This is a genomic window from Acidovorax sp. FHTAMBA, assembly GCF_038958875.1.
Classification (GTDB): Bacteria; Pseudomonadota; Gammaproteobacteria; order Burkholderiales; family Burkholderiaceae_C; genus Acidovorax.
Genome location: NZ_CP152407.1, coordinates 3,146,488 through 3,159,982 on the forward strand (window position 1 = coordinate 3,146,488; position 13,495 = coordinate 3,159,982).

Below are 13,495 nucleotides of genomic sequence, written 5' to 3' on the forward strand. Positions count from 1 at the left end.
CAACACCATGAAATGCTATTAAAAGTGGAGCTGTTAGCGCTTACCCAGTAAGCGCTGGCAGCCTTTTTTGCGAAGAATATGAAGCGCCCATACAACTTCTCGGCCGGCCCGGCCGCCATTCCTACCGAAGTCCTGGAGCAGGCCGCCGCCGAGATGCTGGACTGGCACGGTAGCGGCATGGGTGTGATGGAAATGAGCCATCGGGGCAAAGAGTTCCTGTCGATCTACGAACAGGCGGAAGCCGATCTGCGCGAGCTTCTGGCCGTGCCAGCCAACTTCAAGATCCTGTTCATGCAAGGCGGCGGCCTTGCCGAGAACGCGATCGTCCCGCTCAACCTCTCACGCGCCGGCGCGGTCGATTTTGTCGTGACCGGCAGCTGGAGCCAGAAATCGCAGAAGGAAGCACGCAAATACGCATCCGAAGTGAACATCGTGGCTTCTTCCGAAGACACGGGCTTCACCACCGTGCCCGATCCGACGTCGTGGACGGTCAGCCGGGGCGCGAGTTACCTGCACATCTGCAGCAACGAGACCATCAACGGCACCGAGTTCCACGAGCTCCCCGACCTGAAGGCCCTGGGCAGTGATGCCCCTTTGGTGATTGATTTTTCCTCCCACGTTGCGTCCCGGCCTGTGGACTGGTCGCGTGTCGGCCTGGCCTTCGGGGGCGCGCAGAAGAACCTCGGGCCCGCCGGACTCACGCTGGTGATCGTGCGCGACGACCTGCTGGGGCATGCCCTGCCCGCCTGTCCGAGCGCTTTCGACTACAAGACGGTGGCGGACAACCAGTCGATGTACAACACGCCGCCCACATGGGGCATCTATGTTGCGGGGCTGACGTTCCAATGGCTCAAGCGTCAGACCGAAGGCGCCCTCAGCGGGGTGGCCGCCATGGAGCAACGCAACATCGCCAAGGCCGCGCTGCTGTACAACGCCATCGACCAGTCCCAGTTGTACGTCAACAAAGTGGCGGCCAACTACCGCTCGCGCATGAACATCCCGTTCTTTTTGCGTGACGAAAGTCGCAACGATGCGTTTCTGGCGGGCGCCAAGGAGCGCGGCCTTCTTCAGCTCAAGGGCCACAAGTCCGTGGGCGGGATGCGTGCCAGCATCTACAACGCCATGCCGCTGGAGGGCGTGCAGGCACTGGTGGACTACATGCGAGAATTTGAACAAAAACACGCCTGACAAGGCGTGCGCGCCAGTGGCTCACCCACCCAACAACAGCCCCGCACCGATCTCCCATTCATGAACAATCCGCAAGCCTCACCCGACCTCGCCAGCCTGCGCGTGCAGATCGACAGCATCGACCAGCAACTGCTCACGCTGCTGAACCAGAGGGCGCTGGTGGCCGAACAGGTGGGTGAAGTCAAAAAGCGCGAGGGCACGCCCTTTTTCCGACCCGACCGTGTAGCCCAGGTCATCGACAAGATCACCAACGCCAACCCCGGGCCGCTCAGGGGCGCGCACGTCGCTGCCATCTGGCGCGAGATCATGTCCGCCTGCCTGGCGCTCGAATCACCCCAGCGTGTGGCCGTGCTGGGCCCCGAGGGCACGTTCTGCGAACAGGCTGCGATCGAGTTCTTTGGCGGCGCGGCCGACCTGATGTACTGCGCCAACTTCGACGAAGTGTTCCACGCCACAGCCGCTGGCAGCGCGCAATACGGGGTGGTGGGCGTGGAAAACTCCACCGAAGGCGTGGTCACCCGCTCGCTCGACCTCTTCCTGCACACCCCCACGCACGTGGTGGGCGAAGTCAGCCTGCTCGTGCGCCACAACCTGCTGCGCACCAGCAATTCGCTCGATGGCATCGAGGCCGTGCTGGCGCACCCGCAGGCCTTGGCCCAGTGCCAGGCGTGGCTGTCCAAGCACCTGCCGCACGCCGAGCGCCGTCCGGTGTCTAGCAACGCCGAGGGGGCGCGCCTGGCCACCACCAATCCGGCCTGGGCCGCCCTGTCCAGCGAGCGTGCCGCGCAGCAGTTCGGCCTGCACATCGTGGCCCACGCGATCCAGGATGATGCATACAACCGCACGCGCTTTGCCATCATCTGCCTGCCGCACACGCTGCAGACGCCGCCGCCTTCGGGCAAGGACTGCACCAGTCTCGTGGTGTCGGTGCCCAACCGCCCTGGTGCCGTGCACGATCTGCTCGTGCCGCTCAAAACCCATGGCGTGTCCATGACGCGCTTTGAGTCGCGCCCCGCGCGCACCGGGCAGTGGGAGTACTACTTCTACATCGACCTCGACGGCCATCCCGCGCAACCCCACGTGGCCCGGGCCCTGGAAGAACTGCGCAGTCTTTGCGCGTTCTACAAGGTCCTGGGTACCTATCCGGTTGGGTCGTAAGGAGCCGCCGCCATGTTTGAACAATTGGGACTGATCGGCTGCGGGCTCATGGGCGGCTCCTTCGCCCTCGCCATGAAAAAGGCCGGCCTGGTCAAACGCGTGGTGGGCTACAGCAAGTCGCCGTCCACCACCGACCGCGCGCGCCAGCTAGGGGTGATCGATGTCGAGGCGCCGTCCGCCCTGCTGGCCGTGGCGGGCGCTGACATTGTGCTGGTGGCCGTGCCGGTGGCTGCAACCGAGGCCACGCTCAAGGCCATCAAGCACCTGGTTACGCCCCAGATGCTGATCATGGATGTGGGCTCCACCAAGGCCGACGTGGTTCAGGCGGCCCGCCGCGCACTGCGCGACCAGGTGGGCTCTTTTGTGCCCGCGCACCCGATCACAGGGCGCGAGGTCTCGGGCGTGGAACATGCCGAGGCCGACCTTTACAGTGGGCGCCAGGTCATCCTCACGCCCACCGAGCGCACCTTCACCGCTCAGCTGCAAAAGGCCCAGGACATCTGGACCGCGCTGGGCAGCCGCGTGACCAGCATGTCGCCCGAGTCGCACGATGCCGCCTTTGCGGCCGTCAGCCACCTGCCCCATTTGCTGGCGTTTGCCATGATGAACAGCATCACTGGCCAAGCCCATGGGGACGACTTCCTGTCGCTGGCGGGCCCGGGGTTTCGGGACTTCACGCGCATCGCGGCCAGCGACCCCAAGGTGTGGCGCGACATCCTGCTGTCCAACCGCGAGGAGCTGATCGCACAGTCCAAACTGTTCCAGCAGGCGCTGCGTACCATCGAGCAGGCCATGGAAAAAGGCGATGCCCAGGCGCTGGAAGACATGCTGACGCTGGCCAGCGAGACCCGGGCGCATTGGCGCATGGGGGCAAAGCGGAAATGACCCGCTGAGTCGCTTTCGGCGCCTTCCCCCAAGGGGGACGCACCCGGTGGCCTGGCAGAGCCAGCGCCACGGGTGCACTGGGATTGGGCTATGCCAGTTGCTCAGGCTCTGGCTGCAAAAAAAGCTCTTTGAGCTGCAATGGACACACCACCACGATGTACAGCACCGCATTCCTCGATCTGCCGCCCTTGCAAGCCGCCGCAGGTGAAGTCCACCTGCCAGGCTCCAAGAGCATCTCCAACCGGGTGCTGCTGCTCGCCGCGCTGAGCAATGGCACGACCACCGTGAACGACCTGCTGGCGTCAGACGACACACGCGTGATGCTGGACGCGCTGCGCCAGATCGGCTGCACGGTGGATGAAGCAGGCAACACCGTGCGCATCACCGGCCTGGGTGGCCGCCTGCCCCAGTCACCCGCCAAGCTCTTCATGGGCAATGCCGGCACCGCCATGCGCCCCCTCACGGCCGCGCTGGCGCTGCTGGGTGGTGAATTTGAGCTGTCGGGCGTTCCGCGCATGCACGAACGCCCTATTGGCGACCTGGTGGATGCACTGCGCCAGCTTGGCTGCCAGATCGACTACCTGGGCAACGACGGCTACCCGCCGTTGCGCATCGCCCACGCCAATGGCGTCCCGGCGCTGGCACTGGCTGCTCCCATCCGCGTGCGCGGCGATGTGTCCAGCCAGTTCCTGACCGCCCTGCTCATGGCATTGCCACTGGCGGCAGGCACGCAAAGCATCGTGATCGAGGTGGTGGGGGAGCTGATCTCCAAGCCGTACATCGCCATCACCCTCCAGCTTCTGGCACGCTTCGGCATCGTGGTCGAGCACCAGGACTGGCAGCGGTTCACGATTGCAGCGGGCAGCCGCTACCAGTCGCCCGGCACCATCCATGTTGAGGCGGATGCCTCATCTGCTAGTTATTTCATAGCGCTTGGCGCAATCACATCAAGCGCTGACGGCCAAAATGGCATCAAGATTCAGGGCGTGGGCCTCGATTCGATCCAGGGCGACATCCGTTTTGTCGATGCCGCCCGCGCCATGGGTGCGGTGGTCACCGGTGGTCCCAACTGGCTGCACATCCAGCGGGGTGAACCGGGCCAGGGCTGGCCACTCAAGGCCATCGACCTGGACTGCAACCACATCCCCGATGCCGCGATGACGCTGGCCGTGATGGCGCTGTATGCCGAGGGCACTACCACGCTGCGCAACATTGCCAGCTGGCGCGTGAAGGAAACCGACCGCATCGCCGCCATGGCCACCGAGCTGCGCAAGCTCGGAGCCACGGTGGAAGAAGGGGCGGATTTCATCCGCGTCACGCCACCCGCCGAAGCCCAAGACTGGAAAGCGGCCAGCATCCACACCTACGACGACCACCGAGTGGCCATGTGCTTCTCGCTGGCGGCGTTCAACCCGGCGGGCGTGCCCGTGCGCATCGAAGACCCCAAGTGCGTGGCCAAGACCTTTCCCGACTACTTCGAGACGCTGTTCTCCGTGTCGCACGCGGCCACCGACCGGGTGCCGGTGATCTGCATTGACGGCCCCACGGCCTCGGGCAAGGGCACGGTGGCCGCCGCCGTGGCACAACGGCTGGGTTATCGTTTTCTGGACTCGGGCGCCATGTACCGCATCACCGCACTGGCCGCCCTTCGTGCCGGTCTGAAGATCGACGCAGGGCATGAGGCCCGCATTGCCCAGATGGCCGAAACCCTGCCCGTGCGCTTCGAGGCCGGCCGGGTGTGGCTGGGAAGCGACGACGTCACGGAGGCCATCCGCACCGAAGAGGCCGGCATGAACGCCTCGCGCGTGTCCGCCCTGCCCGCCGTGCGGCAGGCGTTGGTGGCGCTGCAGCACAGCTTCCGGCGCCTGCCGGGGCTGGTGGCTGACGGTCGTGACATGGGCACCGTGATCTTCCCCGAGGCCCCTTTGAAGGTCTACCTGACGGCCAGCGCCGCCTGCCGCGCAGAGCGGCGTTATAAACAGTTGATTTCAAAGGGTTTTTCGGCTAGTATCGACGACCTTCGCGCGGACCTTGAAGCGCGTGACCTGCGAGATAGCTCTCGCCCGGTTGCACCCCTCAAGCCCGCGCAGGACGCTCTGGTCCTGGACAACTCCCATTTGACGATTGATGAAGCCGTCGAACAGGTGCTGACCTGGTGGCAAGAGCGCCAGCCCTTTTCTGCAGCTGTGGCAAAGGGCTGACACCGTGGAGCCCTCGGGCTCCAGGCAGGTCTGCAAGGCCCTGCCACAGGCCCACGCCACCCCTCTCGCGCGCCAGCGCACCGGTGGTGTGGATCGATAACCTAACCCGCGGCCCAGCCGCAAAAAACCACCGCAAACAGCTATAAAAACGACAGCAATGGTGCTGCCGGAATCCTGTTTGTGGCAAGGAAACACATGTCCGAATCTTTTGCCGCCCTTTTTGAAGAATCCTTGACGCGCACGGAAATGCGCCCAGGCGAAGTCATCACCGCTGAAGTCGTGCGCGTCGAGCACAACTTCGTGGTCGTGAACGCTGGCCTCAAGTCTGAAGCCTACGTGCCGCTGGAAGAGTTCAAGAACGACAAGGGCGAAGTCGAAGTCCAAGTGGGTGACTTCGTGTCGGTGGCCATTGGCTCCATCGAAAACGGCTACGGCGACACCATCCTGTCGCGCGACACCGCCAAGCGTCTGGCTTCGTGGATGAGCCTGGAAAAGGCCCTGGAATCCGGCGAATTCGTCACTGGCACGACCAGCGGCAAGGTCAAGGGCGGTCTGACCGTTCTGGTCAACGGCATCCGCGCATTCCTGCCCGGTTCGCTGATCGATACCCGTCCGATCAAGGATCTGACGCCGTACGAAAACAAGACCATGGAATTCAAGGTCATCAAGCTGGACCGCAAGCGCAACAACGTGGTGCTGAGCCGCCGCGCTGTGGTGGAAGCCTCCATGGGCGAAGAGCGCGCCAAGCTGATGGAAACCCTGAAGGAAGGCTCCATCGTTCAGGGCGTGGTCAAGAACATCACCGAATACGGTGCGTTCGTGGACCTGGGCGGCATCGACGGCCTGCTGCACATCACCGACATGGCATGGCGCCGCGTGCGTCACCCTTCCGAAGTGGTGACCGCTGGCCAGGAAATCACGGCCAAGATCCTGAAGTTCGATACCGAGAAGAACCGTGTCTCGCTGGGTCTGAAGCAGATGGGCGACGACCCATGGATGGGCGTGAACCGCCGCTACCCCCAAGGCACCCGCCTGTTCGGCAAGATCACGAACATTGCCGACTACGGCGCGTTCGTCGAACTCGAACCCGGCATCGAAGGCCTGGTGCACGTGTCTGAAATGGACTGGACCAACAAGAACATCGCTCCCGCCAAGCTGGTTTCGCTGGGCGACGAAGTCGAAGTCATGGTCCTCGAAATCGACGAAGACAAGCGCCGCATCAGCCTGGGCATGAAGCAGTGCAAGGCCAACCCATGGCAAGAATTCGCACAGGACACGAAGCGCGGCGACCGCGTGAAGGGTCCTATCAAGTCGATCACCGACTTCGGCGTGTTCGTGGGCCTGGCTGCCGGCATCGACGGCCTGGTGCACCTGTCTGACCTCTCGTGGAACGAAGCTGGCGAAGCCGCAGTTCGTAACTACAAGAAGGGCCAGGAAGTGGAAGCGATCGTGCTGGCCGTGGACGTGGACCGCGAACGCATCTCGCTGGGCATCAAGCAGCTCGACGGCGACCCATTCACGACCTTCGTGACCGTGAACGACAAGGGCCAGACGGTGACCGGCAAGGTCAAGACCGTGGATGCCCGTGGCGCTGAAATCGACCTCGGCGAAGACATCGTGGGTTACCTGCGCGCTTCGGAAATCTCCCGCGACCGCGTGGAAGATGCCCGCAACGTGCTCAAGGAAGGCGACGAAGTCACGGCCGTGGTGGTGAACGTGGATCGCAAGACCCGCAACATCCAGCTGTCGATCAAGCAAAAGGACATGGCCGACGAACAAGGCGCCATGGCCAACCTGAGCCAGCAATCGAGCCGCGAAAGCGCCGGTACGACCAGCCTGGGCGCCCTGCTGCGCGCCAAGCTGGACAACTCGGAAAAGTAAAGCGCTGACCCGTCAAGAAGTCTCTGCGCGATGACTCGTGCAAAGGCTCCTCATACGGTCAGACAGCGGGCGCCTTGGCGCCCGCTCTTTTTATGAAAGACCTGCCCAGCGCAGCCCGCCCATGCCCCAAGATTCCATGACCCGCTCAGACCTCGTCGAAGAACTGGCCGCCCGTTTCGGCCAGCTCACCCACCGCGATGCCGAATACGCCGTCAAGACCATTCTGGACGCCGTGGGTGAGGCCCTGGTGCGTGGGCACCGCATCGAAATCCGGGGCTTTGGCAGTTTCTCGGTCAACCACCGACCGCCCCGCATGGGTCGCAACCCGCGCAGCGGTGAAGCGGTTGCCATTCCGGAAAAGCGTGTGCCCCATTTCAAGCCCGGCAAGGCCCTGCGGGAAGCCGTGGACAAGCGCACCGCTGAAATGGAAGAAAGCTCCGCGCCATCCGGGAGCACACTCATTCAAAAATAATAGCTGCTGGCGCTTTATGGATAAGCGCTGGAGCCATTTTTTACCTTTATTTTTGCGTGCGACTACCGGGCCGCGCTTCAGGCCCCAAGCTCTTAGAATCGCCCCACCACTGGGGAGACCGATGAAATACCTCCTGTGGCTGCTCAAGGCAGCCATTTTTTTTACGCTGTTTGCCTTCGCGCTGAACAACCAGCAGGACGCCACCGTGCACTTCTTTTTTGGCACGCAATGGCGCGCACCACTGGTGCTGGTGGTGCTGACCGCCTTCTCTGCAGGCCTGGTAGTGGGTGTGCTGGGCATGGTGCCGCGCTGGTGGCGGCACCGCGCCGCTGCACGGCGTGCCCATGCAGCGGCGCCAGCGCCCACGCCAGGCGCATCTCCCGCAGCAGCCAGCCCCACGCCCCCCGCCCCGCCACCACCGCCAGACCTGCCTTCCGTCCATGGAATTTGACCTGACCTGGATCCTGCTGGGTCTGCCCCTGGCCTTTGTGCTGGGCTGGCTGGCTTCGCGCTTTGACCTGCGCCAGCTGCGCGCCGAAAACCGCCGCGCGCCCAAGGCCTATTTCAAAGGCCTGAACTTCCTGCTCAACGAGCAGCAGGATCAGGCCATCGACGCCTTCATCGAGGCCGTGCAGAACGACCCCGACACGTCGGAGCTGCACTTTGCCCTGGGCAACCTCTTCCGCCGTCGGGGCGAATACGACCGCGCCGTGCGCGTGCACGAGCACCTGCTCTCGCGCGGCGACCTCTCCCGCACCGACCGTGAACGCGCCCAGCACGCGCTGGCGCTTGACTTTCTCAAGGCCGGCTTGCTCGACCGCGCGGAAGAAGCCCTGCACCGCCTGGAAGGCACGCCCTTCGAGGCACAGGCCCGCCTGGCGCTGCTGGCCATTTATGAACGCTCACGCGACTGGCCCCATGCAGCCACCATCGCCCGCAAGATGCACGACGCCGACCAGGGCGACTTCAGCACCCGCCAGGCCCACTACCTGTGCGAGCAGGCGCTGGCGCTGAGCGCCCAGGGCGACCTGCCCGGCGCACAGGCCTTGCTGGAACAGGCCGTGGCAGCCGCCCCGGAAGCCGCACGCGCACGCATTGAGCTGGCGCGCCTGCAGCGCCTCATGGGCCAACCGGCGGCAGTGCTGGCCACACTCAAGGCCCTGGGCGAGCGCAACCCCTCCGCGCTGCCCCTGGCGGCGCCGCTGATGGTCGAGGCAGCCACGTCCACAGGCCGCACCGACGAGGTCCACGCGCTGCTGCAGGCCCACTATGCGCAGGCCCCTTCGCTGGATGTGCTGGAGAGCATCGTGACCATGGAAGCCGCCGATGAGGCTACCCGCCCCTCCGCCCGGCAGCGTTACGTGGAGCACCTGGACAAGGAACGCTCGCTGGTCGCCGCGGCGAAATGGCTGGCCACCGAGAAGCTGGAGCACGAAGAATTCCACCCGCAGATCCAGCGCGCGCTGGAGCACGCGGTCAAGCCCCTGACGCGCTACCGCTGCGCGGCCTGCGGGTTCGAGGCCCGCCAGCATTTCTGGCAATGCCCCGGTTGCCAGACCTGGGACAGCTATCCGGCACGCCGCGTGGAAGAGCTCTGAGCCCCTGAAACAACTGGCAACATGGCCTTGCCAGCCGTGGATAAGATGGCGCCGCGGCAACTCGATGCCGCGACAAAAACCATCACACCACACTCTCGGGGGAGCTTTATCGTGTTCAAGAAAATCCTGCTCATCATCACCATGCTGTACGCCGCTGCCGCTTTCGCAGCGGTGGACGTGAACAAAGCCACTGCGGCCGAACTGGACGGCATCAAGGGCATTGGCCCAGGCATCTCCACCCGTATCCTGGACGAACGCAAGAACGGCAATTTCAAGGACTGGAGTGACTTCATCGCCCGCATAGGCGGCGTAGGCGAGAAAACGGCGGCCAAATTCTCTGCCGAAGGTCTCACGGTCAATGGCAAGAAATTCAGCCAGACCGCCGCAGCCCGGTCCGATGCAAAAAATGCAAAGGGCGACAAGGAGGAAAAAGCCACCGGGAAAAAAGCTGGCAAGGATGACAAGACCGCCACTGCCGCTGCGACCACGCCGGCAAGCGCACCGGCCGCTGCGGCCAGTGCTACCAAAAAATAAGCACGTACCGCAGGCCCACAGCCCGCTTCGGCGGGCTTTTTATTTGGTGCCTACACCCGCAAAACATGGAATGAAGGACTGTTTTGCCAAAAGGCTATTGGCGCCAACCCCTAAAATAGCCCGCGCATGTCCTTGATCACCCTAATCCTTCTGCCCTTCGTCGGCAGCCTGCTGGCGGCGGTGTTGCCCGCCAATGCGCGCAATACCGAGTCCACGCTGGCGGGGCTGATTGCCTTGTTCTGCGCAGTGCAGACGGCGCTGTATTTCCCGGACATCGCCGATGGTGGCGTGCTGCGACAGGACCTGGCGTGGCTGCCCGCACTGGGGCTGAACCTGGTCCTGCGCATGGATGGCTTTGCATGGATGTTCTGCATGCTGGTGCTGGGCGTGGGCAGCCTGGTGGTGCTGTATGCGCGCTACTACATGTCGCCTGCAGACCCGGTGCCGCGCTTCTTCGCGTTCTTCCTGGCGTTCATGGGGGCCATGGTGGGGGTCGTGCTGTCGGGCAACATCATCCAGATCGCGTTTTTCTGGGAGCTGACCAGCCTGTTTTCGTTTCTGCTGATCGGCTACTGGCACCACCGGAAGGACGCGCGCCGCGGCGCACGCATGGCCTTGACTGTGACGGGCACGGGCGGCCTGTGCATGTTTGCGGGCATGCTGGTGCTGGGCCATATCGTCGGCAGCTATGACCTGGACCACGTGCTCGTGGCCGGCCAGCTCATCAAGGACCATCCGCTGTACCTGACCGCGCTGGTGTTGATTCTTCTGGGCGCCCTCACCAAAAGCGCGCAGTTCCCGTTCCATTTCTGGCTGCCCCACGCCATGGCCGCGCCCACGCCGGTATCGGCGTACCTGCACTCGGCCACCATGGTCAAGGCGGGTGTTTTTTTGCTGGCGCGGCTGTGGCCCGCCCTTGCAGGCACAGAGGAATGGTTCTGGCTGGTAGGCGGCGCGGGTCTGGCCACGCTGCTGGTGGGCGGTTATGCGGCCATGTTCCAGAACGACCTCAAGGGGTTGCTCGCGTATTCCACCATCTCGCACCTGGGGCTCATCACGCTGCTGCTGGGTCTGAACAGCCCGCTGGCCGCCGTGGCGGCCGTGTTCCACATCATGAACCACGCGACCTTCAAGGCGTCGCTGTTCATGGCCGTAGGCATTGTGGACCACGAAAGTGGCACCCGCGACATCCGCCGCCTGTCGGGGCTACGCAAGATGATGCCCATTACCGCCACGCTCTCCATCGTGGCGAGCGCGGCCATGGCGGGTGTGCCGCTGCTCAACGGTTTCCTGTCGAAGGAAATGTTCTTTGCCGAGACGGTGTATGTCAACACCACCCCCCTGCTCGAGTGGCTGCTGCCCGTGGCCGCCACGGTGGCCGGCATGTTCAGCGTGGCGTACTCGCTGCGCTTCACGGTAGATGTTTTCTGGGGCCCGCCTGCCACCGACCTGCCCCTGCAGCCCCACGAGCCCCCGCACTGGATGCGCGTGCCGGTCGAATTGCTGGTGCTGGCCTGTCTGGTGGTGGGTGTGCTGCCCGCCTGGTCTGTGGGCGCCTATCTCGCTGCTGCGGCGCAGCCTGTGGTGGGCGGCGAACTGCCCACCTACAGCCTGGCCGTGTGGCATGGCTTCAATACACCGTTCGTGATGAGCCTGGTGGCGCTGGGCGGGGGCATCGCGCTGTATGCGGTGTTGCGCTGGCAACGTGCGAAGGGGGCCCTGGACGCGCCACCCGTCATGCATCGCCTCAGCGGTCAGCGGCTGTTCGAGGGCCTGCTCACCATCGTCACCCAGGGCGGCCGGCACGGGCGCAGGCTGCTGGGCACAGGCCGCCTGCAGTGGCAGATGCTGTGGCTGGTCACCGCGGCGCTGGTGGCCGGTGTGCTGCCGCTGTGGGCGCGTGGCCTGCCCATCGGAGACCGCACGCCGCTGGCGCTGTCGCCCGCCTTTGCACTGATCTGGCTGCTGGGCGCGCTGTGCGCGATAGGCGCAGCCTGGCAAGCCAAATACCACCGCCTTGCGGCGCTCGCGCTGCTCGGAGGGGCGGGCCTGTGTGTGTGCCTGACCTTCCTGTGGTTTTCTGCACCCGACCTGGCGCTCACGCAGATCGTGGTGGAAGTGGTCACCACCATCCTCATCCTGCTGGGCTTGCGCTGGCTGCCCCGCCGGGACGAGGCCCTGCGCAAACCCACGCTGGCCGAGGAGCGCCGCACCCAGCTGCGCCGCTACCGCGACATGGCGCTGGCCCTGATCACGGGTGCCGGCATGGCCTTGTTGTCCTTTGCCATGATGAGCCGCCCGTTCCCGGACAGCACGTCCACCTTCTTCCTGGAGAACGCACTCACCGGCGGCGGCGGCACCAACGTGGTCAATGTGATGCTGGTGGACTTCCGCGGTTTCGACACCTTTGGCGAGATCGTGGTGCTGGGCATTGTGGCGCTGACGGTGTATGCGCTGCTGCGGCGCTTTCGCCCGGCGCGGGAGGTCATGGATCTGCCGCCCCAGCAGCGCGCACTGCCCGCCGACGTGGACACCGACCTGGCCAACCCGCGCCAGACGGCCGACACTGCCGTGGGCTACCTCATGGTACCGGCCGTGCTGGTGCGCCTGATGCTGCCCTTTGCAACCCTGGTGGCGGTGTACCTGTTTTTGCGCGGGCACAACGAGCCTGGCGGCGGCTTTGTGGCGGGGCTGGTGTTCTCTGTGGCTTTGCTGCTGCAGTACATCGTGTCGGGCACCTCATGGGTGGAGGCCCACCTTCCGCTCTACCCGCGCCGCTGGATCGGCATCGGGCTGCTGGCCGCCTTGTGCACTGGCTTGGGTGCAATCGCCTGGGGCTACCCGTTTTTGACCAGCCACACGGCGCACTTTGTCCTGCCGGTAGTGGGCGAGCTTCATATTGCCAGCGCCCTGTTCTTCGACATCGGCGTGTTCACGCTGGTCGTGGGCTCGACCATGCTGATCCTCACAGGCATTGCCCACCAGTCGGTGCGCAGCCACCGCTATAACAATGCGCGCGCGGCTGAAGAGGCGCAAGCCGCTGCCGCCACACAGGGAGAAGGCCCATGGAACTGATCCTGGCCCTGGCCATCGGCGTGCTCACGGGTTCGGGCGTGTGGCTGCTGCTGCGCCCGCGCACCTACCAGATCATCATGGGGCTCTCGCTGCTGTCGTATGCCGTCAACCTCTTCATCTTCAGCATGGGCCGGCTGGGTCTGGCGATTGACAAGGAGCCGGTGCTGCGCGCTGGCATTCCGCAGGATCTGACCCACTACGCCGACCCCATGCCCCAGGCGCTCACGCTCACGGCCATCGTGATCGGCTTTGCGATGACCGCACTGTTTCTGGTGGTGCTGCTGGCATCCCGGGGCATGGCGGGGAATGACCACGTGGATGGAACCCGCGCCAAGGATGCGCAGGAGATGCCATGATGGAAGCAGTCATCCCCCTGAGCGGCTTCGCCGCTCCCCCCTTCTCTCGCCCCGCTACGCGGTGCGGGAAGGGGGACACAGCCTTCGCTGCGGGGCGGCCCTTGCCCGGCTGCCCTCGCCCGGAGCGCGCCGGTTTTATGCGCAGCG

General features: G+C 64.6%; 11 protein-coding genes. All 11 read left to right on the forward strand.

Annotation, left to right across the window (positions count from 1 at the left end; genetic code table 11):
• The first annotated feature begins 78 nt into the window (after positions 1 to 78).
• The 11 genes from serC to AAFF19_RS14815 all read left to right on the forward strand — a co-directional run bounded on the left by serC (position 79) and on the right by AAFF19_RS14815 (position 13,348).
• Positions 79 to 1,188 (forward strand): 3-phosphoserine/phosphohydroxythreonine transaminase, encoded by a 1,110-nt coding sequence (gene serC / locus AAFF19_RS14765; RefSeq protein WP_182118534.1) that lies wholly within the window; start codon positions 79 to 81, stop codon positions 1,186 to 1,188.
• 60 nt (positions 1,189 to 1,248) lie between these two features.
• The gene (gene pheA, locus AAFF19_RS14770) at positions 1,249 to 2,346 is read left to right on the forward strand and encodes a prephenate dehydratase (RefSeq protein ID WP_182118533.1); all 1,098 of its coding nucleotides are present in this window, start codon (positions 1,249 to 1,251) and stop codon (positions 2,344 to 2,346) included.
• A gap of 12 nt (positions 2,347 to 2,358) precedes the next feature.
• On the forward strand, positions 2,359 to 3,231 hold the full coding sequence (locus tag AAFF19_RS14775) for a prephenate dehydrogenase/arogenate dehydrogenase family protein (RefSeq protein WP_008905638.1): 873 nt from the start codon (positions 2,359 to 2,361) through the stop codon (positions 3,229 to 3,231).
• A 155-nt stretch (positions 3,232 to 3,386) separates the two neighbouring features.
• The gene (locus AAFF19_RS14780) at positions 3,387 to 5,432 is read left to right on the forward strand and encodes a bifunctional 3-phosphoshikimate 1-carboxyvinyltransferase/cytidylate kinase (protein ID WP_182118532.1); all 2,046 of its coding nucleotides are present in this window, start codon (positions 3,387 to 3,389) and stop codon (positions 5,430 to 5,432) included.
• Positions 5,433 to 5,612: 180 nt separating this feature from the next.
• On the forward strand, positions 5,613 to 7,313 hold the full coding sequence (gene rpsA / locus AAFF19_RS14785) for a 30S ribosomal protein S1 (protein WP_255344430.1): 1,701 nt from the start codon (positions 5,613 to 5,615) through the stop codon (positions 7,311 to 7,313).
• Positions 7,314 to 7,434: 121 nt separating this feature from the next.
• On the forward strand, positions 7,435 to 7,785 hold the full coding sequence (locus tag AAFF19_RS14790) for an integration host factor subunit beta (protein WP_182118531.1): 351 nt from the start codon (positions 7,435 to 7,437) through the stop codon (positions 7,783 to 7,785).
• Positions 7,786 to 7,906: 121 nt separating this feature from the next.
• Positions 7,907 to 8,236 carry a LapA family protein gene (locus AAFF19_RS14795; protein ID WP_008905634.1) on the forward strand — a complete coding sequence of 110 codons (330 nt, stop codon included), beginning with the start codon at positions 7,907 to 7,909 and terminating at the stop codon, positions 8,234 to 8,236.
• Complete coding sequence (gene lapB, locus AAFF19_RS14800) at positions 8,226 to 9,383, forward strand: lipopolysaccharide assembly protein LapB (protein WP_342720479.1); 1,158 nt, start codon at positions 8,226 to 8,228, stop codon at positions 9,381 to 9,383. Before AAFF19_RS14795 ends, lapB begins: the two co-directional genes overlap by 11 nt.
• 21 nt (positions 9,384 to 9,404) lie before the next feature.
• The gene (locus tag AAFF19_RS14805; protein WP_342720480.1) at positions 9,405 to 9,917 is read left to right on the forward strand and encodes a helix-hairpin-helix domain-containing protein; all 513 of its coding nucleotides are present in this window, start codon (positions 9,405 to 9,407) and stop codon (positions 9,915 to 9,917) included.
• Positions 9,918 to 10,043: 126 nt separating this feature from the next.
• Positions 10,044 to 12,992, forward strand: a complete 2,949-nt coding sequence (locus AAFF19_RS14810) for a monovalent cation/H+ antiporter subunit A (protein WP_182118529.1) — start codon at positions 10,044 to 10,046, stop codon at positions 12,990 to 12,992.
• Positions 12,983 to 13,348, forward strand: a complete 366-nt coding sequence (locus AAFF19_RS14815; RefSeq protein WP_182118528.1) for a Na+/H+ antiporter subunit C — start codon at positions 12,983 to 12,985, stop codon at positions 13,346 to 13,348. Before AAFF19_RS14810 ends, AAFF19_RS14815 begins: the two co-directional genes overlap by 10 nt.
• Positions 13,349 to 13,495 lie beyond the last annotated feature (147 nt).

Bases quoted from the DNA above. Each gene is read 5' to 3' on its own strand.
- serC (WP_182118534.1), top strand. From the start codon at position 79: ATGAAGCGCCCATACAACTTCTCGGCCGGCCCGGCCGCCATTCCTACC.
- pheA (WP_182118533.1), top strand. From the start codon at position 1,249: ATGAACAATCCGCAAGCCTCACCCGACCTCGCCAGCCTGCGCGTGCAG.
- AAFF19_RS14775 (WP_008905638.1), top strand. From the start codon at position 2,359: ATGTTTGAACAATTGGGACTGATCGGCTGCGGGCTCATGGGCGGCTCC.
- AAFF19_RS14780 (WP_182118532.1), top strand. From the start codon at position 3,387: ATGTACAGCACCGCATTCCTCGATCTGCCGCCCTTGCAAGCCGCCGCA.
- AAFF19_RS14790 (WP_182118531.1), top strand. From the start codon at position 7,435: ATGCCCCAAGATTCCATGACCCGCTCAGACCTCGTCGAAGAACTGGCC.
- AAFF19_RS14795 (WP_008905634.1), top strand. From the start codon at position 7,907: ATGAAATACCTCCTGTGGCTGCTCAAGGCAGCCATTTTTTTTACGCTG.
- lapB (WP_342720479.1), top strand. From the start codon at position 8,226: ATGGAATTTGACCTGACCTGGATCCTGCTGGGTCTGCCCCTGGCCTTT.
- AAFF19_RS14805 (WP_342720480.1), top strand. From the start codon at position 9,405: ATGGCCTTGCCAGCCGTGGATAAGATGGCGCCGCGGCAACTCGATGCC.
- AAFF19_RS14810 (WP_182118529.1), top strand. From the start codon at position 10,044: ATGTCCTTGATCACCCTAATCCTTCTGCCCTTCGTCGGCAGCCTGCTG.
- AAFF19_RS14815 (WP_182118528.1), top strand. From the start codon at position 12,983: ATGGAACTGATCCTGGCCCTGGCCATCGGCGTGCTCACGGGTTCGGGC.